Source organism: Stenotrophomonas sp. TWI809 (assembly GCF_039673205.1).
GTDB lineage: Bacteria > Pseudomonadota > Gammaproteobacteria > Xanthomonadales > Xanthomonadaceae > Stenotrophomonas.
The window spans coordinates 56,791-82,262 of the sequence record NZ_JBDJLE010000013.1 but is presented as its reverse complement, the minus strand read 5'-3'; the positions used below and the strand labels follow the sequence as shown (position 1 = coordinate 82,262).

27 protein-coding genes, 1 tRNA gene and 1 pseudogene are annotated in these 25,472 nt (G+C 65.0%); 21 read left to right on the top strand and 8 right to left on the bottom strand.

The annotated features are described in order from the left end of the window. Positions 1–2 precede the first annotated feature (2 nt). Positions 3–959: a cation transporter gene (locus ABE472_RS11605; protein ID WP_346466226.1), complete on the bottom strand. Its 957-nt coding sequence runs from the start codon at positions 957–959 to the stop codon at positions 3–5. Between the two features lie 278 nt (positions 960–1,237). Between ABE472_RS11605 and ABE472_RS11600 the strand changes: the two genes are divergently transcribed. The 3 genes from ABE472_RS11600 (at position 1,238) to ABE472_RS11590 (ending at position 2,327) form a co-directional block, all read left to right on the top strand. After that, positions 1,238–1,534 (top strand): DUF1153 domain-containing protein, encoded by a 297-nt coding sequence (locus ABE472_RS11600; RefSeq protein ID WP_346466225.1) that lies wholly within the window; start codon positions 1,238–1,240, stop codon positions 1,532–1,534. A 39-nt stretch (positions 1,535–1,573) separates the two neighbouring features. Then, positions 1,574–1,876: a hypothetical protein gene (locus ABE472_RS11595; RefSeq protein WP_346466224.1), complete on the top strand. Its 303-nt coding sequence runs from the start codon at positions 1,574–1,576 to the stop codon at positions 1,874–1,876. A gap of 223 nt (positions 1,877–2,099) precedes the next feature. After that, the gene (locus tag ABE472_RS11590) at positions 2,100–2,327 is read left to right on the top strand and encodes an integrase core domain-containing protein (protein ID WP_346464212.1); all 228 of its coding nucleotides are present in this window, start codon (positions 2,100–2,102) and stop codon (positions 2,325–2,327) included. Positions 2,328–3,328: 1,001 nt separating this feature from the next. Here ABE472_RS11590 and ABE472_RS11585 read toward each other — a convergent pair. Next, positions 3,329–4,030, bottom strand: coding sequence for a hypothetical protein (locus ABE472_RS11585; protein WP_346466223.1), 702 nt, complete (start codon positions 4,028–4,030; stop codon positions 3,329–3,331). A 585-nt stretch (positions 4,031–4,615) separates the two neighbouring features. Here ABE472_RS11585 and ABE472_RS11580 point away from each other — a divergent pair. After that, a pseudogene (locus ABE472_RS11580) lies at positions 4,616–5,130 on the top strand (transposase); the annotation flags it as partial. Between the two features lie 260 nt (positions 5,131–5,390). Here the strand turns inward: ABE472_RS11580 and ABE472_RS11575 are convergent. Beyond that, positions 5,391–6,203 (bottom strand): site-specific integrase, encoded by an 813-nt coding sequence (locus ABE472_RS11575; RefSeq protein WP_346464210.1) that lies wholly within the window; start codon positions 6,201–6,203, stop codon positions 5,391–5,393. 239 nt (positions 6,204–6,442) lie between these two features. On the opposite strand from ABE472_RS11575, the gene dusA reads away from it, so the two are divergent. From dusA to ABE472_RS11555, 4 genes are all read left to right on the top strand, one after another. Beyond that, complete coding sequence (gene dusA / locus ABE472_RS11570; protein WP_346464209.1) at positions 6,443–7,438, top strand: tRNA dihydrouridine(20/20a) synthase DusA; 996 nt, start codon at positions 6,443–6,445, stop codon at positions 7,436–7,438. A 212-nt stretch (positions 7,439–7,650) separates the two neighbouring features. Then, positions 7,651–8,019 (top strand): hypothetical protein, encoded by a 369-nt coding sequence (locus tag ABE472_RS11565; RefSeq protein ID WP_313208862.1) that lies wholly within the window; start codon positions 7,651–7,653, stop codon positions 8,017–8,019. Between the two features lie 77 nt (positions 8,020–8,096). After that, the gene (locus ABE472_RS11560; RefSeq protein WP_019185514.1) at positions 8,097–8,780 is read left to right on the top strand and encodes a response regulator transcription factor; all 684 of its coding nucleotides are present in this window, start codon (positions 8,097–8,099) and stop codon (positions 8,778–8,780) included. 20 nt (positions 8,781–8,800) lie between these two features. After that, on the top strand, positions 8,801–10,225 hold the full coding sequence (locus tag ABE472_RS11555) for a sensor histidine kinase (protein WP_070474511.1): 1,425 nt from the start codon (positions 8,801–8,803) through the stop codon (positions 10,223–10,225). 94 nt (positions 10,226–10,319) lie between these two features. On the opposite strand, the gene ABE472_RS11550 is transcribed toward ABE472_RS11555, so the two are convergent. Beyond that, positions 10,320–11,105, bottom strand: coding sequence for a M90 family metallopeptidase (locus ABE472_RS11550; RefSeq protein WP_346464207.1), 786 nt, complete (start codon positions 11,103–11,105; stop codon positions 10,320–10,322). After that, positions 11,072–11,347, bottom strand: a complete 276-nt coding sequence (locus ABE472_RS11545) for a hypothetical protein (protein ID WP_121044234.1) — start codon at positions 11,345–11,347, stop codon at positions 11,072–11,074. Before ABE472_RS11545 ends, ABE472_RS11550 begins: the two co-directional genes overlap by 34 nt. 129 nt (positions 11,348–11,476) lie before the next feature. Between ABE472_RS11545 and birA the strand changes: the two genes are divergently transcribed. The 7 genes from birA to ABE472_RS11510 all read left to right on the top strand — a co-directional run bounded on the left by birA (position 11,477) and on the right by ABE472_RS11510 (position 15,869). Beyond that, a complete protein-coding gene (birA, locus tag ABE472_RS11540; protein WP_313208860.1) occupies positions 11,477–12,442 on the top strand; it encodes a bifunctional biotin--[acetyl-CoA-carboxylase] ligase/biotin operon repressor BirA in 966 nt (321 codons plus the stop codon). Further along, positions 12,439–13,176, top strand: coding sequence for a type III pantothenate kinase (locus ABE472_RS11535; RefSeq protein ID WP_313208859.1), 738 nt, complete (start codon positions 12,439–12,441; stop codon positions 13,174–13,176). Before birA ends, ABE472_RS11535 begins: the two co-directional genes overlap by 4 nt. A gap of 9 nt (positions 13,177–13,185) precedes the next feature. After that, positions 13,186–13,986 (top strand): SPOR domain-containing protein, encoded by an 801-nt coding sequence (locus ABE472_RS11530; RefSeq protein ID WP_346466222.1) that lies wholly within the window; start codon positions 13,186–13,188, stop codon positions 13,984–13,986. Positions 13,987–14,027: 41 nt separating this feature from the next. Then, positions 14,028–14,103, top strand: a tRNA-Thr gene (locus ABE472_RS11525). Positions 14,104–14,196: 93 nt separating this feature from the next. After that, on the top strand, positions 14,197–15,117 hold the full coding sequence (rocF, locus tag ABE472_RS11520) for an arginase (RefSeq protein ID WP_346464204.1): 921 nt from the start codon (positions 14,197–14,199) through the stop codon (positions 15,115–15,117). A gap of 191 nt (positions 15,118–15,308) precedes the next feature. Next, positions 15,309–15,446: an entericidin A/B family lipoprotein gene (locus tag ABE472_RS11515; protein WP_019185522.1), complete on the top strand. Its 138-nt coding sequence runs from the start codon at positions 15,309–15,311 to the stop codon at positions 15,444–15,446. Positions 15,447–15,647: 201 nt separating this feature from the next. Next, complete coding sequence (locus ABE472_RS11510; protein WP_019185523.1) at positions 15,648–15,869, top strand: CsbD family protein; 222 nt, start codon at positions 15,648–15,650, stop codon at positions 15,867–15,869. Positions 15,870–15,959: 90 nt separating this feature from the next. Here ABE472_RS11510 and ABE472_RS11505 read toward each other — a convergent pair whose 3' ends face one another. Further along, on the bottom strand, positions 15,960–16,763 hold the full coding sequence (locus tag ABE472_RS11505) for a hypothetical protein (protein WP_346466221.1): 804 nt from the start codon (positions 16,761–16,763) through the stop codon (positions 15,960–15,962). 107 nt (positions 16,764–16,870) lie between these two features. On the opposite strand from ABE472_RS11505, the gene ABE472_RS11500 reads away from it, so the two are divergent. The 4 genes from ABE472_RS11500 (at position 16,871) to ABE472_RS11485 (ending at position 21,357) form a co-directional block, all read left to right on the top strand. Further along, on the top strand, positions 16,871–18,160 hold the full coding sequence (locus tag ABE472_RS11500) for a tryptophan--tRNA ligase (RefSeq protein ID WP_313208855.1): 1,290 nt from the start codon (positions 16,871–16,873) through the stop codon (positions 18,158–18,160). 170 nt (positions 18,161–18,330) lie between these two features. Next, on the top strand, positions 18,331–18,660 hold the full coding sequence (locus ABE472_RS11495; RefSeq protein WP_019185526.1) for a hypothetical protein: 330 nt from the start codon (positions 18,331–18,333) through the stop codon (positions 18,658–18,660). 40 nt (positions 18,661–18,700) lie between these two features. Further along, the gene (locus ABE472_RS11490; RefSeq protein WP_313219911.1) at positions 18,701–19,633 is read left to right on the top strand and encodes an MBL fold metallo-hydrolase; all 933 of its coding nucleotides are present in this window, start codon (positions 18,701–18,703) and stop codon (positions 19,631–19,633) included. 71 nt (positions 19,634–19,704) lie between these two features. Then, a complete protein-coding gene (locus ABE472_RS11485; RefSeq protein ID WP_313208917.1) occupies positions 19,705–21,357 on the top strand; it encodes a M28 family metallopeptidase in 1,653 nt (550 codons plus the stop codon). Positions 21,358–21,376: 19 nt separating this feature from the next. On the opposite strand, the gene ABE472_RS11480 is transcribed toward ABE472_RS11485, so the two are convergent. Beyond that, a complete protein-coding gene (locus tag ABE472_RS11480; protein WP_313208853.1) occupies positions 21,377–21,817 on the bottom strand; it encodes a hypothetical protein in 441 nt (146 codons plus the stop codon). Continuing rightward, entirely contained in the window at positions 21,801–23,135 is a 1,335-nt protein-coding gene (locus ABE472_RS11475; protein WP_313208852.1) for an MFS transporter, read from the bottom strand. The genes ABE472_RS11480 and ABE472_RS11475 overlap by 17 nt, the downstream gene beginning before the upstream one ends. Before the next feature lie 178 nt (positions 23,136–23,313). On the opposite strand from ABE472_RS11475, the gene yedA reads away from it, so the two are divergent. Further along, positions 23,314–24,216, top strand: a complete 903-nt coding sequence (gene yedA / locus ABE472_RS11470) for a drug/metabolite exporter YedA (protein ID WP_346466220.1) — start codon at positions 23,314–23,316, stop codon at positions 24,214–24,216. Continuing rightward, positions 24,213–25,133, top strand: coding sequence for an EamA family transporter RarD (gene rarD / locus ABE472_RS11465; RefSeq protein ID WP_346466219.1), 921 nt, complete (start codon positions 24,213–24,215; stop codon positions 25,131–25,133). Before yedA ends, rarD begins: the two co-directional genes overlap by 4 nt. The last annotated feature ends 339 nt before the right edge of the window (positions 25,134–25,472 follow it).

Below are 25,472 nucleotides of genomic sequence, written 5' to 3'. Positions count from 1 at the left end.
GCTCAGATCGCCCACTCCCGATCCGTCGTGAACATGATCGTCAGCCAGCGGTCCGGCGACTCCTCACCCAGCGCTTCGCCGATCTCATCGCGCAGGCGATCCCATTCGATCAGCGCCCGCGGTGGATCATCGGCGCGCACCACGAAGAACAGCTCGATCTGCTCACCGCGCCCGACCTTGGCCACGTAGCTGCGGTATTCCAGGAAACCGTGCCTGGCCACGATATCGCGCGCCACCTCGTCCACGTGGGTCTGCAGATCCAGCGGGGTGATCAGCAGGATGTCCGACAACGCCTGGCGCACCGTGCCCATCGGCGCCACCACCACGAACAGGCAGACCACCAGCAGGATCGCCGGATCGATGTACGGCACCAGCCACGCCCACTGCGTGCCACCCAGCACATAGCCGCCGACGAAGGCGACCAGATACGCCGCCGACATGCTCGCCGCGACCACCCAGTTCTTGGCATCGAGTGCGATGAAGTCCGAGCCGATCGACCGGTTCGCCCGGCGTACGAACAGTGCCAGCCCGGTTTCGGCCACGATCGAGATCACCGCGAACAGGATCGCCGGCCCCAACGCGATCTCGCGTCCGCCGGACATCAGTGCGTCCACCGCATTGACCGCTGCGTACAGGGCGGCACCGATCATCAACGTGCCGCTGACCCCGAGCACGATCGGCTCCAGGTGCCAGAAGCCCATGGTGAAGCGCTGGTTCAAGCGCGACTGCAGGGTATCCACGTGGGTCGACAGGCTGATCAGGCGCACCACCAGCAGCGACAGCCAGGTCATCACCACGTCGATCAGGCCGTAGATGCCGTCGAAGATGATCAGCGAGGAGTTGGCGAGCAGGCCAAAGGCCACCGCTGCGGCGGCCATCGCCAGCGATGCGGCGATCGACAGGCGCAGGACGCCTTGTTCGGTGGTGGGGTCGAAACTGGGCAGGCGGAGTGCGGACATGGATGCTTCGAAGGGACGTGCGTAGCTGCATTTTCCACTGACGATGTTGCAGGCGTCTGGTTCGGCTACATGAGAGCATGGAGGTGGGACAGAGGTGCATTTACTGGATGCCACATTAGCATCGTAATATCCAGGTGCGTCCAAGCAGCTTGGGATTCCAGCCTGGCCTTCGGAGAAAGGAAGCGTTCACCACCATGGTCGTTGTAAACATCCTCCCACAATTGTCGAGATGCGGTGCGAATCATGGTTTGCTAGTTTGACATCTCTGTAATGACCCAGTGATCTACTACTTAGGCGTTACTTTCACCGAGCAGACGATGATGAGCGAAGTGATGGATGAAGAAATCAAGCGTTGGACGGCCCGCCGCAGCTCGGCCCTGGTCCTTGAGATCATCCGGGGCCAGTCGTCGGTTGGACCTGACCCGGGCCGAGATCGAGAGTTGGGTAGAGATGGCAAGCGCGGCGTGGAGAATGCCCTGCGCACCAAGCTCGAAGACGTGCGCGATCAGTCCCAGTGCCAGCTTAAAGACCTGCAGGGAGCCAACGGCGAGCCGATGCTGGAGATCCGCGCCTGAAAAAAGGCGAGTCTCCCTGTTGGGAAAGGACTAGAGCTGATGCTCTCGCTCCAGCAGGGACTGCAAGACGTACGCGTTTCGGTGCCGATGACCATGCTGTGCCATTGGTTCGGCGTGGCGTGTCGCACGACGTATTACAAGCCGACCGGGTCGCCAGCGAAGGTCAAACCTGAGCTGCCCGAGCCGAGAAAGCAGATGAACGAGGCGGAGCCATCGTTTGGACATCGCACCGTCGCAGCGCTTCTTGGCATGAATAAGAACACCGCACAGCGGATACTCCAGCTCAAGGGCTGGCAGGTCCGTAAGCGCGCACTTGGCCAGCGACTGCGGATCGAGGCGTAGGTCTATGGTGCTGAGCGTCCGGACCAACGCTGGGCCACGGATCTGTGACGCGTGTGGGGCGGCGCGGATGCCTGGCTCAGCCTGGCGCTGGTGATCGACTGTAGCACGCACCAGTTGCTCGGCTGGCACCTATCTCGCGCCGGAAGGAAGCACTGCATCAGCCGCTCTGGGGCAGGAGCTGATCACCCGTTTTGGCCCGCTGGGAGGCGTGCCGGATCCATTCTTGCTGCGCTCCGATAACGGCCCAGCCTTCGCCAGCCGCGACTACACGCGCTTGGCGAGCAGCTACGGCCTGAAGCAGGTATTCATCACACCGGATTGCCCGCAGAAGAACGGTATGGTGGAGCGGGTGGTCGGAACGCTGAAGGGACGGTGCGTGCGTCGGCATGTCTTCGAGAGCCGGATCCATGCCATGCTGGTGATTGCTGAATGGATTGCCTTCTACAACTAACAGCGACCTGACCAGGCACTGAAGATGATGATCCCGGATGCGGCCTTTGCCGCTACATTAATCGCATGACCTGAGTAGAAAAGGGTCATTACATATGCGTTGATAGCTGAGGAACTCCCGCTTGAGTGCACCTTGACCCTGAATACATAGGGCCTAGTCGATTTATTGCGCGAAATCCGTATGCATTGATCCTCCGGCAGTCTACATTTAGGTAATTGAAAATCTGCTCCGGGGACCACCATTGACCCACGTTCGGTCGTCACGACGAGCTCCTTGCGGCCGATAAACGTACTTTGCCGGAGACTAATTATCTCTCGCCCTTGAGCATTCGAGATTTTTCCATCCAAGTGATCCTGGTAGATTGGGAGGACTATCTCCCGAAGCCCAACGTCCGCGAAACCCTCATGTCATCGATCCCAGAAAATATGTAAGAAATACGCCGCTTGTGCCAGGTGATTTTCTTGCGTGTCTTCATGCTCTAAGCACTATAATTCGCCGCGACGCCAAAGCTTCTGGTGCCGAGCAACATGAATTGTGAATCGTCACGCGCCAACCGTAACTTCGCCATTGCACTTAAGGTGGCATCCGCCACTAATAGGCCCTGAGCCGCCCCCGCTGCCGCCGGTGCCGCCGCCTGCACCCCCTCCCGGTGGGGTAGTATTCTGTTGCCTGTACTTTACACCCTCGTAATTATCCGTCTCCGTTTTTTGATAGTCCACGCAGCCAGTCCCGTTGCAAACAACAATCACATCGCCAGCAATAAGGCGCGGGCCATTAGTGATTGGGTTTTTCCCAGTGATACCTTGTTCAAAGGATTTTAAAAAGACTTTGGTCGTTGCGTCAGGGTCCGGTCGGCCCAAGTGGCAAGACGAACATGTAACAGGGCCAAATCTATCTGTCCCTGTAGCGGTGGCATAATTCCATAGTGAACCTGCTCCAAGAAGCGCTAATAGTGCAATTGAAAGTTTTGTTCTGAATTTCAAGTACTACTCCCCACATCATTATTGATGGATCGCATTTGCCCACTGCTCAGCCTGCTGCCTTTGCGTTGGGTTCAAGGAATTTTTCAGTGGCTCATAGGCCTCTTGAAAACCGGGAATTGGAGATGCCTTTTGCGCGGCGAGAGCATACGCAAGCTCAGCTGTCGGATTCTTGTCAACTAAAGTGCCGGCGGAATATGCTATCGATAAGCTCAGCATGGCGTCTTGACTTCCAAGCGAGACTGCTTGTTCCAGATAGCTTCGCGATCTTTCTTGCCATCTTCGAACAGACTCTGGATATCTAAGATACTGCTGCTTACCCTGAGGAAGGGTGTAGGATGGATTTAATGAGTACAATATCATTGCCTCTACACCGCCTTGATCCGCCGCACTGGTTAGCCAGTCTGCATCCGCAATAGATGGGTCAGTAAGAAGTCCTTCGCATTCTGACAGCTGGCGGTAATCATCTTCGTCCTGACTGATTGCGTTTGAGCTATTGGCGTAGGTTCTTTTGCAGTCGAGTGTCGCCAAGAATATCTGGAAGGTTGCTACTGCGTCGCCTTCCTGAGACGCTCGAATAAGCGAATGTACATAACTCAATGCGTCACCGTCAGGACGTAATGGCCCTGTGCGCACAATGCTGAAGCTTTTTTTTCCTAGTGGAATGACTAGTTTGGGATCAATTTTCTTTCTGGCTACCAGGTCTGATACGTGTTGGGACACTGGTCGAGGGATGTCGGAAGGATTCTCAGTCGTCTCTAAGGGGCCAGGTGGGTGTAAGGTACTGCTGGCTGGCCTGAATATGATCCAAGAGGTAGCGGCCACCGCAGCGAGTGACGCAGCGAGGAGTGATACGGATAGCCAAGCTTTCATTAGGTTCAAATGTTAGATGCGCAAGGGGTCGTGAGTCCGGCTGTTATGCTTGTGAGACGGATTTATAGATTTGGCTCCGGCAAAGCTAGTCGCCTTTGATAGTTAAGAATGCGTCAGCTCAGAATCAGCACGGGTTTTGATAGTGGAATCTAAATCCAAATACAGGAGTGTTGAAATATTGCGGGAGCTGTCAATATTATTTTCGTTCGAGGACTCTAGATTAGCCGGGCTGGATGGTGTGCGCTGTAGGGTAATTCTGATTTTTGCTGTCGAAAGTCCTTAGGAATGCTCTGAACAAGTGCTCCGGTAGTGACGGCCGCTGGCCGGCAATCAGAGAGACGATGGCCGCACATTTTGAGTGACCTCCTCCCAATAATTTAGACCAGCCAGAACTAGAAAATTCGGCGACACTCAGGCCCAAGGAGGCCCGTCGCCATGAAGAAGTCGAAGTTCACCGAAGAGCAGATCGCGTTCGCCCTGAAACAAGCCGAGAGCGGCACGACGGTCGAAGAGATTTGCCGCAAAATGGGTATCAGCCAAGCTACGTTCTATGATTGGCGAAAAAAGTTCGGCGGGTTAGGCGTGCCCGAACTACGCCGGCTACGTCAGCTTGAGGAAGAGAACCGCAAGCTCAAGCAATTGGTCGCCGATTTGAGTCTGGACAAAGTCATGCTGCAGGATGTGCTCTCAAAAAAGCTCTGAGGCCCACGCAGCGCAAGACGCTCGTGGGCCACTTGGTCGACCGATATAGAGTTGGGGTTCGCCGGGCTTGCGAGGTCGTAAAGCAAGGCCGTTCGGCGTGGTATTACCAACCCCGTGAGAATGATGATGCGCCACTCCTTCTGCGGATCGAAGAGATCGCTGCCACGCGGGTCCGCTATGGTTTCTGGAGAATATTCGTGCTGTTGCGCCGGGAAGGTTGGAAGGCCAACCACAAGCGGGTCCGACGTCCCCTGAAAAACTGATGCAGGCTAAAGTAGAGACTTCGATCGCATTGGGCCCCGTGACATACGAGGATTCAGCTATGAAGCAGTTGTGTTTCAACGAGGAGCAGACTGCGTACGCACTGAAGCAGGCGGAGCTTCAGCGGAGTTCGAGCGTTTCGGGTCTGAGCTGCGTGCACCGTTTCAACTCGTTCCATGACTCACGGAGTATCACTGCCGCGACTTCGGGGATGTCCTAGCCTAGAACGAACAGCCGCGAGGTGGCCTCATGCCGCAGGTCGTGAAAACACAGGTCTTCGATCGCCAGCTTCGCGCAAGCGCGGGTGAACGCTGTTCCCACGGGATTGGAGTTGTAGGGAAAGATCGGGCTGTCCGCAAGCGGCTTGGGCTGGCGCCTTGGGATGTCCCCACGGTTGGCCCAGGAGCGGGAAGCGCTTGTGATTGCCCAACTTCTTGCGGGGGTCCTTAGCGTCGCGCAGCAGGGCGGTGCGGTTGGTCTGGCGGACATCGGACGACGGCAGCCGGGTGCTCTCGCTCTCGCGCTTCGCTGTCAGGACGGCGAAGTCGATGATGTCCACCATCGGTATGGTCGACCGCCATGCCGCCCTCCTGAAGTGCTCGCGCAGACAGTGCAGCTCGTCGGCTGTGGGCCGCCTGTCACGGCGCTGGGACTTTCCGACCTGCTGCAGCGGCCGAAGCACCGGCCGCGCCTCGGCCACGGGATCGCCGGCGAGCTTCACGCCCTTCATCGGGCCGGCCAGCTTCAGCAGCTCCGAGAGGATCCCCAGCTCTACGTTCATGGTTGCCGGCGCGGAGGCTGGGATAATCATGCCGTTGTCCATCATGTGATCGCCGCGGATTCGCCGGCGGGTGTGCTCGATCACATCGTTGGCCGTGAGCTTCCTGGCCACGATGTCTCCCAGACCCTCGTGGATTCTGGTCATATTGCCGGAGTGAGTCTTGGAGATGGCCCTGATGCTGGCCAGCTCGTTGATTCGCCAGTCGATCAATTCGCCGATGGTGATCTCTTCGCCGGGTGTACCGCCTCGGGCCTCCTGATCGGCCAGCTCGCGGTCCATGCGGTCCCCCAAACCTTCGCTGCCGTCTTGGTGGGGAAGGTACGGGTTTGGGTGGGGTGGCCTTTGCGGCGCACAATAGCGCGCCAGCGGCCGTCTCGATTTTGCAGGGTTGCCATGGTGTACCAGCTCCGATGTACCACGCCCTCCGTGGTACGCCAATGGCACAGCCAGTTAGGAAAATGCCGGAAAAGTGGTGCAGGTTCGGGAAATAGTGAGAAGCCTATATGCTTGATAAGTCAATGAAAACTAAAGAAATCAAGGGTATTCGGCTCTGCGTCGCCCCCATGATGGACTGGACGGACCGCCATTGCCGGTACTTCCACCGGTTGCTGGCACCGGGCGCACGGCTGTACACCGAGATGGTGCACGCCAACGCGGTGATCCACGGCGACCGTGAGCGTCTGCTGGGCTTCGACGGCAGCGAGCATCCGCTCGCGCTGCAGCTCGGTGGCAGCGATCCGGCCCTGCTGGCCCAAGCCGCGCGCATCGCGCAGGAGTGGGGCTACGACGAGGTCAACCTCAACTGCGGCTGCCCCTCCGATCGGGTCCAGGCCGGGCGCTTCGGTGCCTGCCTGATGCGCGAGCCGGCCTTGGTGGCCGAGTGCGTGGGCGCGATGGTCGCCGCGGTGGACATCCCCGTCACGGTCAAGTGCCGCTTGGGCGTGGATGACGACAACGACTACGAAACCTTCCTGAACTTCGTCGATCAATCGGCCAACGCCGGCAGCGCGATGTTCGTGGTGCATGCCCGCAATGCGTGGCTGAAGGGCCTTTCGCCGAAGGAAAACCGCGAAGTGCCGCCGCTGCGCTACGACTGGGCGCACCGGCTCAAGGCCGACCGCCCTCAGTTGCAGATCGTCCTCAACGGCGGCCTGGCTACGGTCGAGGCCGCGCAGGCCCAGTTGCCGGCGCTGGATGGGGTGATGCTGGGCCGTGCGGCCTACCACGACCCCTACGTGCTGCATCAGCTGGAGTCCGCCCAGACCGGTGCCCCGCTGCAGTCACGCGAGGCGCTGCTGCGCGCCATGCAGCCCTACATCGAGGCCCAGCTGGCCCGTGGGCTGGCGCTCAAGCACATCACCCGCCACCTGCTGGGCCTGTTCCACGGCCAGCCGGGCGGGCGCGCCTTCCGCCAGATCCTGAGCGAAGGCTCGCACCGCGTCGGGGCCGACTGGAGCCTGATCGAGCAGGCGCTGGCGGTGACCCGTGCCCAAGCCGAGCGCGTCGCGGCGTGAGCCGCGTCACCTTGTCAGCTTGACAAGGACCCCGGTTTAGCCGCCAATGTTCACTTAGATGAACAAAGCGGGGAGGCAGGCGGAAAAGTTCAGACCGGATTCACTGGCTAAAACCAAGAATTCGCTAAAGATTCGTAAAGCGCCGGCCCAGGCTGGCGGTTGCCGATTCACAACTTTTGAACGTTTAGCCGCGCTCCGCTAGGATCAGACCGATGTTCTCCGTGACCCGCCACCGCCGCATTGCCGCCTTCGCCCTTCTGGCGACGGGCGCAGCTGCCTCCACCAGTGCGTGGGCGCAGATGCCGCCGCCGGAAGCGGCCCGTGCCGAGATGATGCGTACGGCCGAACGCGGCGGTCCGCAGGAGCGCTCGCTGTCCGATGCCGTGCGTCGGGTTCAACGTACTACCGGTGGACACATCCTTGGCGCCGAGCGCGTGCCCTTCGATGGGCGCGATATCAACCGGGTGAAGTACATGGATGACCGCGGTCGCGTCCGCTATATGGACGATCCGGCGACATCGCGTTCACAGCCCCGCACGCCGCGCTCGGATATGTCATCACTACGCGGCGATAACCCCTGAACAGGGATAGTTGTCCGCAGTCATCTGCATTACCCACTGGCCCCATGGGGCCATACCCAGGACACTAGGGAGAGTTCATGCGTATCCTTCTGGTCGAAGACGAAGCCCCGCTGCGGGAAACACTGGCAGCCCGGCTCAAGCGCGAAGGCTTTGCCGTCGATGCTGCGCAGGACGGTGAGGAAGGTCTGTACATGGGCCGCGAAGTTCCGTTCGACGTCGGCATCATCGATCTTGGCCTGCCCAAGATGTCGGGCATGGAGCTGATCAAGGCCCTGCGCGACGAGGGCAAGAAATTCCCGGTGCTGATCCTGACCGCGCGTTCGAGCTGGCAGGACAAGGTCGAGGGCCTCAAGCAGGGCGCCGACGATTACCTCGTCAAGCCGTTCCACGTCGAAGAGCTGCTGGCCCGCGTCAATGCGCTGCTGCGCCGTGCCGCCGGCTGGAGCAAGCCGACGCTGGAGTGCGGCCCGGTCGCGCTGGATCTTGCTGCACAGACGGTCAGCGTCAACGGCAGCAACGTGGATCTCACCAGCTACGAGTACAAGGTGCTGGAGTACCTGATGATGCATGCCGGTGAACTGGTCTCCAAGGCCGACCTCACCGAGCACATCTATCAGCAGGACTTCGACCGCGACTCCAACGTGCTGGAGGTCTTCATCGGTCGCCTGCGCAAGAAGCTCGATGCCGACGGCGAACTCAAGCCGATCGAAACCGTGCGTGGCCGCGGTTACCGCTTCGCCATTCCGCGCAACGAAGGCTGAGCTGCGGCTGGCGATAGATGATGTCCGGCCGTCTGTGGTTCTTTAAACGCTGGCGGCCGCGCTCACTGCAGGCGCGCCAGCTGTTGGCCGCCTCGGTGGGCCTGGTGGCCTTCCTGGCCCTGGCCGGCTACGCGCTGGACGCCGCCTTCGCCGATACCGCGAAGGCCAACCTGCGCGAGCGGCTGAAGAACTACGCCACCGCGTATGCGGCCGGCATCGACTTCACTCGTGACCGCTCGCTGTACATCCGCGAGCAGCCACCGGATCCGCGCTTTGACGTCCCGGGCAGTGGCCTCTATCTGCAGGTCGTGATGCCGGACGGAAAGGGCAACTCCATGTCCGCCGAGGGCCCGATGCTGCCCACGGTAGGCGGCGGCATGCTGGCCCCGCGCCAGGAGGTCTTCGAAGGCCCGTTGCCGATGATCCAGATCGATGGCAGCGAGGGCTCGGCCTACCGCTATGGCATGGGCCTGGTCTGGGATGCCGACGCCGACCCGGCCACCGAATTCCCGTACACGATCTACGTGCTCGAAGACTCGCGCGCGCTGGGTGCTCAGCTGCGCGTGTTCCGCGGGCGCGTGTGGTTCTACCTCGGCGGCATCGGCCTGATCCTGCTGCTGCTGCAGACGGTGATTTTGCAGTGGAGCCTGCGTCCGATGCGGCGCGTGATCAATGAACTGACCAAGGTCCAGCGCGGTGAAACCGAGCGCATGAGCGAACGCCATCCGCGCGAGCTGGAACCGCTGACCGACAGCATCAATGCCTTCATCGAGAGCGAGCGCGAGAACCTCGAACGCCAGCGCAACACCTTGGCCGATCTCGCGCACAGCCTGAAGACGCCGCTTGCGGTATTGCGTACGCAGCTCGACAGCGGCGCACGCGATGAGGATCTGCGCGAGGAATTCGACGTGCAGCTGCGGCGCATGAACAACCTGGTGTCCTACCAGTTGGCGCGCGCGGCATCCTCCGGTCACAAGCTGTTCTCCGCCCCGCTGCCGATTGAATCCAACGCCGAAGAAATCGTGCGGGGTCTGGAGAAGGTGTACGCGTCCAAGGGCGTGCTGTGCGAATTCGATATCGACCCGGCCGCGCGTTTCCACGGCGAGCCCGGCGATCTGCAGGAACTGCTCGGCAACCTGCTGGAGAACGCCTTCAAGTGGGCCAAGCGTCGCGTGTTGCTGACCGCGCATCCGTTGCCGGCACCCGGTGCGCGTCGCGCCGGCCTGGTGCTGTCGGTGGATGACGATGGCCCGGGTATCGCACCGGAAGACATTGCCAAGGTGCTGCAGCGTGGCGTGCGCGGCGATGAGCGGGTGCAGGGTCACGGCATCGGCCTGTCGATCGTGCAGGACCTGATCAAGGATTACCGCGGCGAACTGCAGGTGAAGCGTTCTCCGGAACTGGGTGGTGCACGCTTCGAAGTGAAGCTGCCGCCCGGGCCGTAAGCGCCGTACCGACCAACGGTCGGTACCTGCCGATGGCCCGTACCCCGGCATTCCCACGGGACAGGTAGCCCACGACCGTTGGTCGTGGCGCGCGTCACCGCATCAGCGGTGACGGACCATAGAACCGCTGCAGATGCCCGGCGACCGCCGGCATCTCGCGCGCGAGCAGAGCCGGTGCGGAGAAGTGGTACTCGCTCACCACCGCGAAGAATTCTTCCGGCGCCTCGGACGCATACGGATCGATCAGCGTCTCGCGGCCCTGGTCCACCTCGGCGCAGAACGCGTCATAGGCCTGCTGGAAATCCGCCGCCCATTGTTTCTGCCACGCGCGCGGCAACGGCGGCGTGCCGTCGATCGCCCCGTCCAGCGCATCGATCTTGTGCGCCATCTCATGCACCGCCACGCAGAACCCGGCCTCCGGATCGGCGATGTCGGCCTGGATGTCGGCCCACGACAGAATCAGCGGACCGCTGTCCCACGATTCGCCGATCAACGCATCGTCCCATTCGTGCAGCACGCCGGCCGCATCCACCTGGCTGCGGTGCACGCGGAATGCGTTGGGATAGACGATCAGCTGCGACCAGCCACGCAGGCCGATCTCGCCCAGTTCCAGCAGCGGCAGGCAGCAGAGCGCGGCCAGCAACACGCCGTCGGTGTCCTCCAGCTGCAGTTCGGCGGCCGGGCTGATGGTCTTCTCGTGCAGGAAGCGGGCGGCGAGGGCACGCAGGCGTTCGCGGCGGGCAGCGTCCAAGTGCTGCAGCCAGGCGGCGCGGCGGCAGGTGGTGTCCCAGAGGGTAGGGTCGATCTCGCGTGGCGTACGGCGCAGCCAGCCCAACAGTCGTTCGATCAGCGGAACATACCCGGCAGGAAGCTGTGCCACTTGGGTGCGCGCAGGCGCGGCAGCACGTCGTCATCGCCACCACCGCCGGTGCTGGTTCCGCTGCTGGCGCTGGGTTTGACCGTGGCCGGTGCGGCGGCGGCCGAGGCCGAGGCCGGTGCACTGCGCTCGTTCTCGCCTGCCGAATAGACACACGCACCGCGACCCGCAGTGGTGAGCGCATCGGAAGCGTGCGCGGCCAGCGGGGCCATCAGGAGGAGCAGGCAATGGGCGAACGGGCGCATCGTCAACATCCAGCGGCGGGTCAAGTTCTCGATTCTAGCCCGATTCGGCCGGAGGATTGGAAGGCCTCCGGGCGGGCGCTGGCGGCGGCTTTCCCGCATACTTTTCCCGTTTACCCGATGGAAGCTGCCGTGGACGACCGCCAACTGCTGGCCAAACTGGGCGCCGGGCGCCTGTCCGGCGACGCGCTGGCGCGCGAACTGGGCCAGACCCGCGCCGCGATTTGGAAGCGGATTCAAGGACTTAGGGCGGCTGGCGTCGATATCGACGGCCGCGCCGGTGACGGCTACCAGTTGCAGCAGCCGCTGGATCTGCTGGACGCCGAGGCCATCCAGGCGGCGTTGCCGGCCGCCGTCGGCGACCAGCTGAGCTCCCTGCAGACGGCCTGGTCGGTCGCGTCAACGAACAGTGAATTGCTGCGCTGCAGCGCGCCGGAGCGCGGCGCGATCGTCCTGCTGGCCGAGCGCCAGACCCGCGGCCGTGGCCGCCGTGGGCGGGCATGGGCCTCACCGCTGGCGGCGCATGTCTATCTCTCGGTGCTGCGGGGGTTTGCCGGTGGCCTGTCGCGGCTGGGCGGGCTGAGCCTGGTCGCCGGGGTCGCGGTGGCCGAGGCACTGCGCGAGGCCGGCTATCCGGACGTCGCCCTGAAGTGGCCCAATGACCTTGTCGTCGACGGGCATAAGCTCGGCGGCCTGTTGATCGAGGGCGGCGGTGAGTTCGCCGGCCCCGCACGTGCGGTGATCGGCCTGGGCGTCAACGTGCGCATGCCCGCTGCGTTCGCCGCGGAGATCACCCAGCCCTGGACCGATCTGGACACGTTGTCCGGCGCACAGACGTCGCGCAACGTGGTGGTCGCGCGCATCCTGGCCGGCCTGCTGCCGGCGCTGGATGCGTTCGAGCAGGACGGCCTGGCACCGTTCCTCGCGCGCTATGCCGCGCTGGACAGCCTGGCCGGGCGCGAGGTGCAGGTGGAAGAAGGCGGCGTGCTGTTTGCCGGCACGGCGTTGGGTCTGGCCGACGACGGGGCGCTGCGCGTGCGCATCGACGGCAACGAACGGGTTTTCCATGCGGGCGAAGTCAGCGTGAGGGCGCAATGAGCGACTGGTTGTTTGATCTGGGCAATTCGCGCTTCAAGTTCGCGCCGCTGCAGGGCGTGCGCGCGGGCGACGTGCAGGCGTGGCCGCATGGCGCTGAAGCGATGCCGGCCGCGGCACTGGATGCGCTGCCGTCAGGCGACACCGCCTACGTTGCCAGTGTCGCCGCACCTTCGTTGACCGCGGCCATGCTGGACGTATTGCAGGCGCGCTTCCGCCAGGTCCGCGTGGCACGTACCGAAGCCGAGTACGCCGGTGTGCGGATCGCCTATGCCGACCCCGCCCGCTTCGGCGTGGACCGTTATCTGGCGCTGTTGGCGGTGGCTGCACGTGGCCAGGCGGTGCTGATCGCCGGCGTCGGCACCGCGCTCACCATCGATCTGCTCGACGCCGAGGGCCAGCACCACGGCGGGCGCATCTCGGCCTCGCCGACCACCATGCGCGAAGCGTTGCACGCGCGTGCCGTGCAGCTGCCGGCCGCGGGCGGTGACTACAGCGAGTTCGCCAACGACACCGCCGATGCGCTGGCCTCCGGCTGCGATGGGGCTGCGGTGGCGCTGATCGAACGCAGCCGCGTGCAGGGCGGCGAACGGCTCGGTGCGTTGCCGCATCTGCTGGTGCACGGCGGCGGTGCGCCAGCGTTGCTGCCGCTGCTCGGCGATGCCGAATTCCAGCCCTCGCTGGTGCTTGATGGGCTGGCCCGCTGGGCCGTGCATCAACCGCCATCGGCAGGCTAGGATCAGCCGATGCTTACCCGTGCCCTGATCGTCGTCCTGGTCATTCTCAACCTCGGTGTCGCGCTGTGGTGGCTGTTGCGTGGCGAACCGGCCAGCGAACCGCCGGCCTCGCCGGCCGGTGTGGCGCAGCTGGAGGTGTTGCCGGCCACCCAGGCGCCGACGACCATGGTGGCTTCCCCGGATGCCACGCCAGCCCTGCAGGACGTGACGCCCGCCTCCGCGCCGGCGACCGCCGTGGCTGACACCTCTGCGCCCAGGCCCGCCGCCAGCCTGCCTGCGCCCGCTCCGGTGGCCGCCGCACCCGCAGCGCCCGCCGTACCCGCACCCGTCACCGCAACGCCCGCACCCGCACAGTGCGTGAGCCTGGGGCCGTTCGCTGACCGCGCTGCCGCCCAGGCCGCCCAGTCGCGCGCCGGGGCTGTCCTGCGTGGGGCCAAGCTGCGGGAGGTGGCCGACGCCGGCGCCACCCGTTACCGCGTGCTGCTGCCGCCCGCCGCCAGCCGGGAGGCGGCGCAGGCCACGGTCAAGCGGATCGTGGCAGCGGGCGTGAGCGACTACTACATCATTGCCCAGGGCGAGGACACCAACGCCATCGCCCTGGGCCAGTACCGCAATCGCGAAGGCGCCGATCGCCGCCTGGCCGCCCTGAGCGCGGCCGGTTTCAAGGCAACCATGGTCGCCAGCGGAGGCGATGGCAGCGCGCAGTGGTGGCTGGATGCGACCCTGGCCGACGGTACCGGCACCGCCGTGGCCCGCCAGCGCAGCGGCGCGGCCCAGCAGCGCTCGCTGGAATGCGCGCGCTTGCGCTAGAATCCCGGCTCCGCGACGGGTCGTCCCGCCGCGATGCCGATGCCGGCATAGCTCAGTTGGTAGAGCAACCGCCTTGTAAGCGGTAGGTCCCCAGTTCGAATCCGGGTGCCGGCACCATTGATGCACGGTCGATGACGACTGCTGCAGCGCCGCGAGTCGTATCACGCCGCGCTGGCTATGCTGGGCCTCTTTGCAACGGAGGCAACAGCGATGGCGATGTATTCCCCGGTTTCCCTGATTGGCGTGCCCACCGATATCGGTGCGGGCCACCGTGGCGCGGGTCTGGGACCGGACGCCCTGCGCATTGCCGGGCTGGGGGATGCACTGGCCGCGCGCGGCGTGGAGGTGCGCGACCTTGGCAACCTGGCCGGTCCGCGCAACCCGTGGACGGCACCGGTGCACGGCTACCGCCATCTTGACGAAGTGGTGGCCTGGAACCGCGCGCTGATGGACGCCACCTACGGCGAACTACAGGCCGGGCGCATGCCGATCATGCTCGGCGGCGACCACTGCCTGGGCATCGGCTCGATCACCGCGGTCGCGCGCTGGTGCCGCGAGCAGGGCAAGGACCTGCGCGTGCTGTGGCTGGATGCGCATTCGGATTTCAACACCAGCGAGGTCACCCCGTCAGGCAACGTGCACGGCATGCCGGTGGCCTGCCTGTGCGGGCTCGGCCCGGACGCGTTGACCCGGCTGGGTGGCGATGCGCCGGCGATCCGCCCGCAGCAGGTGCACCAGATCGGCATCCGCTCGGTGGACCAGGAAGAGAAGCGCCTGATCAAGCAGCACCAGGTGGATGTCTATGACATGCGCTACATCGACGAAGCCGGCATGAAGCGCACGATGGAGGCAGCGCTGGCCGGCATCGATGCCAACACGCACCTGCACGTCAGCTTCGACGTGGATTTCCTGGATCCCAGCATTGCACCCGGCGTCGGCACCACGGTGCCGGGCGGGGTGAACTACCGCGAAGCACAGCTGGTGATGGAGATGATCGCCGACACCGGGCGCATGGGGTCGCTGGACATCGTGGAGCTGAATCCGCTGCTGGACAACCGCAACGCCACCGCGGAACTGGCGGTGGATCTGGTCGAAAGCCTGTTCGGCAAGTCGACGCTGATGCGCGATTGAGAACGCCTGGCTGAACAGCGTTTTCCTGCATTCACATCCGCTGCACGCCTCTCCCGCCAGATTGCACGTCACGCGGCGCCGTGTGTTTCGACCCACAGCGCTGCAGGTCAGGAAGAGGAGTTGCGCTGGCGTGCTCATCTGACAGGCGGGACCGGATTCCGGTATTGAATTTGATCAACCAGGAGAACCCTATGAAGCGTGTTATCGCACTGATGCTGTTGTCGATGTTCTCGGTCGCCATGCTGTCCGGCTGCAACACCGTTGCTGGTGCTGGCAAGGACGTGCAGAAGGCCGGTGAAACGGTCGAAGGCGCTGCCAAGGGCAACTGATCCACGGATCAGGCGTCAACGGAAAAGGCCGGGGATTCCCGGCCTTTTTCATGTCCAGAAAATGACCGCGCAACGTGTGTGGTGGTGAATCCATTCAAGCTCGTGAGTGTGCGCTTCATCGTCGCTTGACCGCGTGCCAACGCGGGCGGGCGCATTCTGATCCCACGGCGAGATGGCCGTTGCAATCGAGGAAGCGAACCCATGAACAAAGACATCATTTCCGGCAAGTGGACGCAGCTCAAGGGCAAGGCGCAGGCCAAGTGGGGCGACCTGACCGACGACGATTTCAAGGTGGCCGAAGGCAACGCCGAGTACCTCGCAGGCCGCCTGCAGGAGCGCTATGGCTGGGCACGCGACCGTGCTGAAACCGAAGTCCGCGACTTCGAAGCTGCCATGCGCAAGGATTATCCGGATTACCACTGAGGGGTGATCCGTGACGACGGCACCGCCGTCGGGGGTTGAAACCGGAACGGGCCGCGAGAGCGGCCCGTTTTTGGTGGCGTGCCTTGGCGATCAGCGGCGGCGATACAGCGGTGGATCGGGCACGTACTGGCCGGGGAAGGCCTGTGGCTCGCCACGCAATGGCCCGTTCACCCGCGCAATGATGCCGCGTGCCACCAGGTTGCGTTCGCTGTCGTAGCGCACCTGCACCTGTTGCGCCGGAGACGTGGTATCGCGCTCGAATGTGGTGTTGCGCACCCGCGACGGCTCGCGCTGGCCATGGCCGGTGCCCAGTTGCGGTGCCGGCGCGGTGGTGGAACCGGTCACGCGGGCGGTCTCCATGGAAGACGACCGTGCCTGGGGGCGCGCCTTGGCATCGGCCGCGCCGGCCACGGCGGGCGCGGCGTCCCAGGACACGCGCCCGGCTTCGTGGAAGACCGCCACACCGATCACGCCGATGTTGGCCGGGCGCCCGGTGCGGCCGGCGTAGCTGCGGTCCGGATCGGTGAACACGAACTGCGCGACTTCCTCGGCGGATTTGCGCCAGCCGTGGATATCGGTGGTCTGCCACGGGTTGAGCACGTAGCCGGTCTGGTGGGGCGCGGCCACCTCGCCGCTGATGGCATTCAGACCATCCACCGAGAGCACCACCAGCACCCGCTCGGCGCTGCCGTTGCGCAGGCGCACGCTGTAACGGTGGCCCTGCTGCCCCGCGATCCAGCGCTGGCCGTCCTTGCGGTACTGGGTCAGGGGCTGGCCGCTGTCGCGGTCGATCACCGTCAGGTGGACCGGACCGGTGTCGTGACGCAGCGGGACCGCCGGTTTGAAGCCGCACAGGGCCAGCACGGCAAGCAGGGGCAGGATCAGGTGTTTCATGGGAAGGCTCCGCAGGGCAGGTGCAGGATCAAACGCACGGCCCCGGCCAACGGGGTCGAGCGCGGGCAGGTAAACTGGGGCGGTTCATCTGTCCGCATCGATTCCCCATGACTACCCGCGTTCTTACCGGCATCACCCCCTCCGGCACGCCCCACCTGGGCAACTACGTCGGCGCCATCCGTCCGGCGATCACCGCCAGCCAGGCCTCGGAGATCGAGAGCTTCTTCTTCCTGGCCGACCTGCACAGCCTGATCAAGGCGCAGGAGCCCGAGCGCACCCAGCGCTCCACGCTGGAGATCGCGGCAAGCTGGCTGGCGTGCGGGCTGGATCCGGACAAGGTGTGGTTCTACCGGCAGAGCGACATCCCGGAAACCACCGAGCTGATGTGGTTCCTGACCGTGATCGCCAGCAAGGGCATCCTCAACCGCGCGCACGCCTACAAGGCGGCCGTGGACAAGAACCGCGAGGAGCAGCTGGATGACGACGCCGGGGTCAGCGCGGGGTTGTTCATGTACCCGGTGCTGATGGCCGCCGACATCCTGATCTTCAAGGCCAACCGCGTGCCGGTCGGCCGCGACCAGATCCAGCACATCGAGATGGCGCGCGATTTCGCGCAGCGCTTCAACCATGTCTACGGCCAGGCGTTCTTCCCGCTGCCGGAGGTCGTGATCGATGAGCAGGTCGCCACGCTGGCGGGCCTGGACGGCCGCAAGATGAGCAAGAGCTACCACAACACCATTCCGCTGTTCGCCCCGCGCGCGGAGCTGAAGAAGCTGGTGTTCTCGATCCTGACCGATTCGCGCGCACCCGGCGAGCCCAAGAGCACCGAAGGCTCGGCGCTGTTCCAGATGTACCAGGCGTTCGCCACCCCGGAGCAGACCGCGGCGTTCGCGCAGGCCTTCGCCGAGGGCATCAGCTGGGGCGATGCCAAGCAGCAGCTGTTCGAGCGCATCGACAGCGAGATCACCCCGCTGCGCGAGCGCTATGACGCGCTGATGGCCGAGCCGGAAAAGATCGAGGCGCTGCTGCGTCGTCGTGGCCAGCAGCTGCGCGAGCAGTTCGCGGTGCCGTTGCTCAAGGAGCTGCGTCATGCGGTCGGCCTGCGTGATCTCTCCACCGCCGGTGACGTGCCCAGCGAGGAAAGCGGGGCCGCACGCGCTGCACCGCCGCTGTTCAAGCAGTACCGCGAACAGGATGGCCGCTTCTACTTCAAGCTGCAGGCAAGTGACGGCACGCTGCTGATCCAGAGCGAAGGCTTTGATTCGCCGCGTGACGCCGGCCAGCTGATCGGCGTGCTCAAGCAGACCGAACATGGCGACGGCCTGCAGAGTGAGCTGTTCAAGCTCGAGGCCGAGGTGGACGTGGTGCTGGCCGCACTCCAGGCGCTGCGCGGGTAATGCCGGCGGCTGTCCGGCGACCAGGTAACCGCAGCATCACGTAGTGCCGGCCGCTGGCCGGCAACCAGGCGAACGCCCCATCACGCAGGCATCGACCGTGGGTCGATGCAACCGCTATGGCATGATGCCCCTGCACGCCGCAGGGGCGTGTTCCTGCACGGGAGACTGCGATGGCCTGGTTGTCGTTGTTGTTGTTCCTGCCCTGGTTCGTGCTGCTGGGCACGCTGTACTGGCTGTTTCCGCGCCAGCCGCGTGGCACCGCGCGCCGCGTGTTCGATGGTGCTGCGCTGGTGCTGGCCTTCGTGCTGAGCATCCTGGCGATGCTGTGGGGCCACCACATCGGCGTGGTCCAGAACGATGCCGGACCGATCTGGCGACAGGTGCTGGCGGTGCTCTATGCCTACGGTGCATTCCTGGCGGTGATGGTGGCCGCGGTGCTGCTGCGTGGGCCACTGCTGAGCGCGACTGCGACCAAAGCCGCATCGAAGCCGCTGCACTGATCGACGTAAGATGGAGGCGTTTCGTGCCAGGGATGTGTTGATGCACTCCGAGCCCAGCATTCATACGATTGACACCGCGTTCCAGCGCGATGATTTCGATGCCGCCTACCTGATTGTCGAGAACGGCCGGGCGGCGTTCATCGATTGCGGTACCGGCCTGGCCGTGCCGGCGATGCTCGCCGCGTTGGCGCGCGCCGGCTGCACACCCGAGCAGGTCGACTGGCTGATCCTCACCCACGTGCACCTGGACCATGCCGGGGGTGCCGGCCTGCTGATGCAGCAGCTGCCCAACGCCACGCTGGTGGTGCATCCGCGCGGCGCGCCGCACATGATCGATCCGGCCCGGCTGATCGCCGGTGCCACCGAGGTCTATGGCGAAGCGGAGATCGCGCGCAGTTATGGGCCGATCTTGGCGGTCCCTGCCGACCGGGTGGTGATTGCCGAGGAGGGCCACACCGTGGATCTGGCCGGCCGCCCGCTGCTGTGCGTGGATACGCCCGGGCACGCGCGTCATCATCTGTGCGTGTGGGATGCACGCAGCCGCAGCTGGTTCACCGGCGATACCTTCGGGCTGTCCTACCGCGAGCTGGACAGCGCGCAGGGGGCCTTCATCGTGCCGACCTCATCGCCGGTGCAGTTCGATCCCGAGCCGCTGAAGCAGTCGATCGCGAAGATGCTGGCCTACGATCCACAGGCCATGTACCTGACCCACTACGGGCGCGTGGCACCGCCGCGGAAACTGGCGGCGGATCTTGTCGAGCAGATCGATGCGATGGTCGAGATCGGTCGCCAATGCGATGGTCGGCCGGATCGGCATCGCTGCCTGGTCGCGGCGCTGACCGCGCTGTACCTGGAACGCGCGCAGGCGCATGGCTGTCCGCTCGATGATGAGGCGGTGACCCGGGTGCTGGCGATGGACATCGAACTCAACGCCCAGGGCCTGGCCTGCTGGCTGGATCGCGATCGGCGCTAGTGCACGGTCACGGAGGTGTCACGTTACACTCCGGTGTCCTGTTTTCCGTCCTGGTGTCTGCCGTGAATCCGATGCGCATGCTGCTGCTGTCGTCCTGCCTGTTCGTGGGCGGCCTGGCCCACGCCGCCAATGACCTGCCCGGTGGCGGCATCGATCCCCAGGCCCTGTCGCGGCATGTCCGCATCCTGGCCTCGGACGCGTTCGAAGGCCGCGCGCCGGCCACGCCGGGTGAAGAGCGCACCGTCCAGTACCTGATCGAAGAGTTCAAGACGTACGGCCTGCAGCCCGGCGGCGTCGACGGCAGCTGGGTGCAGCCGGTGCCGATGGTGCGTGCGCAGGTCGATGGCCCGGTGCGTGCGCAGCTGCGCCAGAAGGGCAAGCAGCGCGCCCTGGTCAATGGCGAAGACGTGACCCTGCAGAGCCTGCGTCCGCAGGATGCGGTGGCGATCAAGAACGCTCCGCTGGTGTTCGTGGGCTACGGCATCGATGCGCCCGAGCGCCACTGGAACGATTACAAGGACGTCGATCTGCACGGCAAGATCGCGGTGGTGCTGATCAACGACGCCGATTTCGAGGCCGACCAGCCGGGCGCGTTCGATGGCAAGGCGGTGACCTATTACGGCCGCTGGACGTACAAATTCGAAGAGGCCGCGCGCCGCGGTGCGCAGGGCGTGCTGATCGTGCACGAGACCGCGCCGGCCGCGTATGGCTGGGCCACGGTGAAGAGTTCGGGCACCTCGCCGCTGTTCGATATCGAACGCACCCGCGAGCAGGCCCTGGCCCAGCACGTGCCGGTGCGCGGCTGGATGCAGCGCAGCCTGGCCGAGCAGCTGTTCCGCGATGCGGGCCTGGATTTCGAGGCCGAGAAGCGCCGTGCGATGACCCCGGCCTTCAAGCCGGTCGCGCTGGGCGATGCGCAGCTCTCGGTGGACTTCAAGCTCAAGCGCGAGCAGGTGATCACCCGCAACGTGGTGGCCAAGCTGCCGGGCGGCGCGCATGCCGATGAAGCGGTGATCTTCTCCGCGCATTGGGATGCCTTCGGTATCGGCCAGCCCGATGCCAAGGGCGACCGCATCCGTCGCGGCGCGATCGACAACGCCACCGGCGTGGCCACCGTGCTCGAGCTGGGCCGCGTCTTCGCTGCCGGCCCGCAGCCGCAGCGCACGCTGTACTTCGTGGCGCTGACCGCCGAAGAGAAGGGCCTGCTCGGTGCCAGCTACTACGCCGCGCACCCGCTGGCCCCGCTGGACAAGACCGCCGCGGTGTTGAACATCGAGATGTTCAGCCCGGATGGCCCGACCCGCGATATCGCGTCGTGGGGCAAGGGCCGGGTGTCGCTGGAAGGCGACCTGGAGCGCGTGGCCAAGGCCCGTGGCCGCACCTATTCGCCGGATCCGAACCTGGAAGCGGGCTTCTTCTACCGCGCCGACCACTTCGCCTTCGCCCGCCTCGGCGTGCCGGCGATCACCATCGGGCCGGGGCTGGACATGCGTGAGGGTGGGATCGAGAAGGGCCGAGAGCTGCGCGATGCCTACTTCGCTGCCTGCTATCACCAGGCCTGCGATGCGTGGACCCCGAGCTGGGATCCGAGCGGCCACGCCGCCGATACCCTGCTGGTCTACGACCTGGGCGCAGAGCTGGCCAACAGCCGTCGCTGGCCGCAGTGGGAAGAAGGCTCCGAGTTCCGCGCCGAGCGCGACAAGAGCGAATCGGCGCGCCGTTGAGGCGTACCGTCGGCGGCGCTCAGCGCCGCCGCAACAGACGCCAGGCGCCCCAGCCGCTGGCCGCGAGCGCGGCCAGGTAACAGGCGATCATCCAGCCGAACCGCGCCGGCTGGGTGTCGGCACTGGCGGCATGCCGGCCGAAACGCAGCTGCAGCGCGCTGTGCCCGCTGCCGAGGTCGGCCGCCAGTTGCAGTGCCAGGGCGACCATCACTGCCAGCAGCGCCAGGCCGAAACCGATCCGCGGCCAGCGGGCCTGTGCCGATGGGCGACCCAGCACCCACGCCACGGTCGTGCCGGTGGCGAGCAGGGCAGCCCCCCATAACAATGCAGCGCCCGCAGGGGCGCTGATTGCATGAGCAGCGGTGCCGGCCTGGGCGAAGCCCGGGACCAGCATCGCGAGCATCCCCCCACCCCGCGCGATCGCGGGGTGGGCCGTGCCGCGGTTACTTGCGCGTGCCATCAAGCCAGTTCGGGCCCTTGTTGGTCAGGAAGAACATATAGACCACCAGCGAGACGGCGATGATCGCCGTGACGTACACCGCGAACATGCCGACCTGGCCGGTCTTCAGCGCGCCTTGGTACAGCAGCGGCGCGGTACCACCGAACAGCGAGTTGGCCATTGCATACCCAAAGCCCACGCCCAGTGCGCGCACATGGGTCGGGAACAGTTCGGCTTTAACCACGGCGTTGATCGAGGTGTAGCCGGTCAGGATCACGAAGCCGATGCCCAGCACCAGGAAGGCCATGAACGGATCGTGCTGGTTGGGCAGTTCAGTGATCAGGTACCAGCTGTACAGCACGCCGCCGATGCCGAAGAACACCAGCAGGCTCTTGCGCCCGACCATGTCCGACAGCCAGCCGCCGATCGGCTGCAGCACCATCAGGAAGGTCAGCACGCCGAGGTTGATCATCGTGCCGGTCATGACGTCATCGCCCGCGAATGCGCTCTGGATCATCTTCGGCCCGTTGACCGAATAGGTATAGAACGCGACGGTGCCGCCGGCGGTGATCAGGAAGCACAGCAGCAGCGGACGCCACTGGTTGACGAACAGCTCACGCATCGAGCCGGAGGCCTTGGCGCGGCCATCGCGTGCGGCTTCGATGGAATCGGTCTGCAGCGATTCGTCCATGCTCCGGCGCAGCCAGAACACCACGATCGCCGCGATGCCGCCGATGCCGAACGCCACGCGCCAGCCCCAGGCGGAGATCTCCGGCTTGTCCCAGAAGGTCAGCATGCCCAGCAGGGTCAGCTGCGCCAGCACGTGGCCACCGACCAGCGTGACGTAGTGGAACGAGGACAGGAAGCCGCGCCGGCCGGGAATGGCGGCCTCGGACATGTACGTCGCGCTGGTGCCGTACTCGCCGCCGGTGGCGAAGCCCTGCAGCAGGCGCGCGAACAGCAGGATCACCGCCGCCCAGATGCCGATCTGCGAGGCGGTCGGGGTGATCGCGATCAGGAACGAACAGGCGGCCATCACCGTGACCGACACCGTCAGCGCCAGCCGGCGGCCGTAGCGGTCGGCGAAGCGGCCGAAGTACCACGCGCCGATCGGGCGCATCAGGAAGGTGGCGGCGAAGATCGCCCACACATACATCGTGGAGTTCTTGTCGGCGGCCGAGAAGAACTGGGATTCGAAGTAGACCGCGAAGACCGAGTAGACGTAGACGTCATACCACTCGACCAGATTGCCGGCCGAGCCTTTGAGGGTATTGGAGATGGAACGCCGCAGGGCGGCCCGGTCGGAAGGTGCCGCGGTGGCGGGGACGGATGTACTCATACAGGGTAGGGGGTCCTGGCGGGGAAGCGTGGATTGCTCTTGTTACCTTACCGCACGTCAAAAACGGGTGCGTGTCAGGCAGCACGAGGCGGCCCGGTGAAATCAGCGTGCCAGCACAAGGGGTGCCGCGCCATCGGCAACGGCCTAGAATTCGTGTTCCCCCGCACTGTGGTGGCCCATGGCCGTCCTACCCGAATCCCCGTCGGCCGCTCCCCGCAGCGGCCTGGTCGTCCTGGCGCTGCTGCTGGTGTACGTGGTCTGGGGGTCCACCTATCTCGGGATCCGGCTGGCGCTGGAGGGCGGCGCGCTGCCGCTGACGATGGTTTCCGGCGGCCGGTTCATCATCGCCGGCTCGCTGATGTACGCCGTGCTGCGCTGGCGTGGCTCGCCCGCGCCGACCCGGCGCCAGTGGCGCAACCTGGCGATCATGGGCCTGACCATGCTGGTGCTGGGCAACGGCATGGTGGTGCTGGCCGAGCGCACGGTGTCCTCGGGCCTGGCCGCGACCGCCGTGGCCTCGGTGCCGCTGTGGATGGCCCTGTTCGGCGCGATGCGCGGGCAGAACGCCAGCCGTGGCGAGTGGCTGGGCATCGCGATCGGCTTCCTCGGCGTGGTCTGGCTCAACGCCGGCAGCAGCCTGACCGCTACGCCGCAGGGGTTGATCCTGCTGCTGATCGCCCCGATCGGCTGGGCCTTCGGCTCGATCTGGGCGCGCGGCCTGGATCTGCCCAGCCCGTTCATGACCGCCGCCGGGCAGATGCTCTGCGGTGGCGCGATGCTGATCGTGCTCGGCCTGCTCAGTGGCGAACGCCCGACCACCTGGCCCAGCATGAATGGGTTGCTGGCGGTGGCCTACCTGTGCATGTTCGGTTCGATCGTCGCCTTCACCGCCTACGTGTGGCTGCTGCACAACGTGCGCCCGGCCCTGGTGGCCAGCTATGCCTACGTCAATCCGGTGATCGCCGTGATCTTGGGCGTGATCATCGGCAACGAGCATTTTGGCGGCCGCGACTTCCTTGCGATGGCGGTGATCCTGGCCGGCGTGGTGGTGCTGACCCTGGCCCGGACGCGCACGAAGTGAGCCTGTCTGCACAACACAGCCTGCAGGAGCAGCGCTGCGGCTTGGCGATCACCGCCTTCACTTTCACCCTGTGGGGTCTGGTGCCGGTCTACTGGCACCTGCTCAAGGCCGTGCCGTCGCAGCAGATCATCGCGCACCGCATCATCTGGAGCACGGTGCTGGTGGTGGCCTGGCTGCTGCTGAGCAACGGCCTGGGCTGGTGGAAGGCGATCGCGGCCCAGCCCCGCGCGCTGCCGACGCTGGCGCTGAGCAGCGTGGCGATCGCGTTCAACTGGGGCCTGTACATCTGGGCGATCAACGCGGGGCATGTGATCGAGACCAGCCTGGGCTACTTCATCAATCCGCTGGTCAGCGTGGTACTCGGTGTGGTGGTGCTCAAAGAGCGCCTGCGCCGCCTGCAGTGGCTCGCCGTGGGCTGCGCGGCCCTGGGTGTGGCATGGCTGACCCTCGATGCGGGAACGCCGCCCTGGATCGCGCTGGGGCTGGCCTGTTCGTTCGGCCTGTACGGACTGCTGCGCAAGATGATCTCGGTGGACCCGGTGGCCGGCCTCGGCGTGGAGAGTCTGTATCTGTTCCTGCCGGCGATCGGGTTCGCGCTGTGGAGCGAGAACGGGCACGGGGGCGGTTTCTTCAGCGGCTGGGGCTGGCGCAATGATGCGCTGTTGATCTTCGGCGGTGCGGTGACGGCGTTGCCGTTGATCGGCTTCGCGTACGGGGTGAAGCGGATTCCGTTGTCGCTGGTCGGGATTCTGCAGTACATCGCGCCCAGTATCGGGTTGTTGTTGGGCGTGTTCTTTTTCCGCGAGCCGTTCGATACGGCCAAGGCGGTGGGCTTCGCGGCGATCTGGACCGGGCTGCTGCTGTTCATCGGCGACGGAGTGTGGCGGTCGCGGGCGGGTGGTGCGTTGAAGCGCTGAAGGCTGAAAGCCTGAAAGCCTGAAAGCTTGAGCCCTGGTTTGCCGGGGTGCGTGGCCAGGCGGGGTGTGGGTGGGTGCGCGGGACCCGCCGTGAACCCATCCATGGGGGCTCATATGCCGCCATCCATGGCGGCATATGGTCCCGCGCACCCACCCAAACCCCGCCTCCGACAGTGGGCTGGTGGCCAAGGCCAAAGCGACAGGCGGCTCGGTACTTCGGCGCCATTGCTGCAGCGCCGAGCGTATTGATCTGGTGGAAGCGACGCCCGTCGAAGCGTAGCGAAGACATAGCGCAGCCAAGACAGAGGGCGGCCAGGATAGAGCGCAGCCACGACAGAG

Bases quoted from the DNA above. Each gene is read 5' to 3' on its own strand.
- rocF (WP_346464204.1), top strand. From the start codon at position 14,197: ATGGCGATGTATTCCCCGGTTTCCCTGATTGGCGTGCCCACCGATATC.
- ABE472_RS11500 (WP_313208855.1), top strand. From the start codon at position 16,871: ATGACTACCCGCGTTCTTACCGGCATCACCCCCTCCGGCACGCCCCAC.
- ABE472_RS11485 (WP_313208917.1), top strand. From the start codon at position 19,705: ATGCGCATGCTGCTGCTGTCGTCCTGCCTGTTCGTGGGCGGCCTGGCC.
- yedA (WP_346466220.1), top strand. From the start codon at position 23,314: ATGGCCGTCCTACCCGAATCCCCGTCGGCCGCTCCCCGCAGCGGCCTG.
- ABE472_RS11560 (WP_019185514.1), top strand. From the start codon at position 8,097: ATGCGTATCCTTCTGGTCGAAGACGAAGCCCCGCTGCGGGAAACACTG.
- ABE472_RS11480 (WP_313208853.1), bottom strand. From the start codon at position 21,817: ATGGCACGCGCAAGTAACCGCGGCACGGCCCACCCCGCGATCGCGCGG.
- ABE472_RS11490 (WP_313219911.1), top strand. From the start codon at position 18,701: ATGCACTCCGAGCCCAGCATTCATACGATTGACACCGCGTTCCAGCGC.
- ABE472_RS11495 (WP_019185526.1), top strand. From the start codon at position 18,331: ATGGCCTGGTTGTCGTTGTTGTTGTTCCTGCCCTGGTTCGTGCTGCTG.
- dusA (WP_346464209.1), top strand. From the start codon at position 6,443: ATGAAAACTAAAGAAATCAAGGGTATTCGGCTCTGCGTCGCCCCCATG.
- ABE472_RS11605 (WP_346466226.1), bottom strand. From the start codon at position 959: ATGTCCGCACTCCGCCTGCCCAGTTTCGACCCCACCACCGAACAAGGC.
- ABE472_RS11595 (WP_346466224.1), top strand. From the start codon at position 1,574: ATGCTCTCGCTCCAGCAGGGACTGCAAGACGTACGCGTTTCGGTGCCG.
- ABE472_RS11475 (WP_313208852.1), bottom strand. From the start codon at position 23,135: ATGAGTACATCCGTCCCCGCCACCGCGGCACCTTCCGACCGGGCCGCC.
- ABE472_RS11565 (WP_313208862.1), top strand. From the start codon at position 7,651: ATGTTCTCCGTGACCCGCCACCGCCGCATTGCCGCCTTCGCCCTTCTG.
- ABE472_RS11510 (WP_019185523.1), top strand. From the start codon at position 15,648: ATGAACAAAGACATCATTTCCGGCAAGTGGACGCAGCTCAAGGGCAAG.
- ABE472_RS11535 (WP_313208859.1), top strand. From the start codon at position 12,439: ATGAGCGACTGGTTGTTTGATCTGGGCAATTCGCGCTTCAAGTTCGCG.
- ABE472_RS11575 (WP_346464210.1), bottom strand. From the start codon at position 6,203: ATGGACCGCGAGCTGGCCGATCAGGAGGCCCGAGGCGGTACACCCGGC.
- ABE472_RS11545 (WP_121044234.1), bottom strand. From the start codon at position 11,347: ATGCGCCCGTTCGCCCATTGCCTGCTCCTCCTGATGGCCCCGCTGGCC.
- ABE472_RS11505 (WP_346466221.1), bottom strand. From the start codon at position 16,763: ATGAAACACCTGATCCTGCCCCTGCTTGCCGTGCTGGCCCTGTGCGGC.
- ABE472_RS11515 (WP_019185522.1), top strand. From the start codon at position 15,309: ATGAAGCGTGTTATCGCACTGATGCTGTTGTCGATGTTCTCGGTCGCC.
- ABE472_RS11555 (WP_070474511.1), top strand. From the start codon at position 8,801: ATGTCCGGCCGTCTGTGGTTCTTTAAACGCTGGCGGCCGCGCTCACTG.
- ABE472_RS11530 (WP_346466222.1), top strand. From the start codon at position 13,186: ATGCTTACCCGTGCCCTGATCGTCGTCCTGGTCATTCTCAACCTCGGT.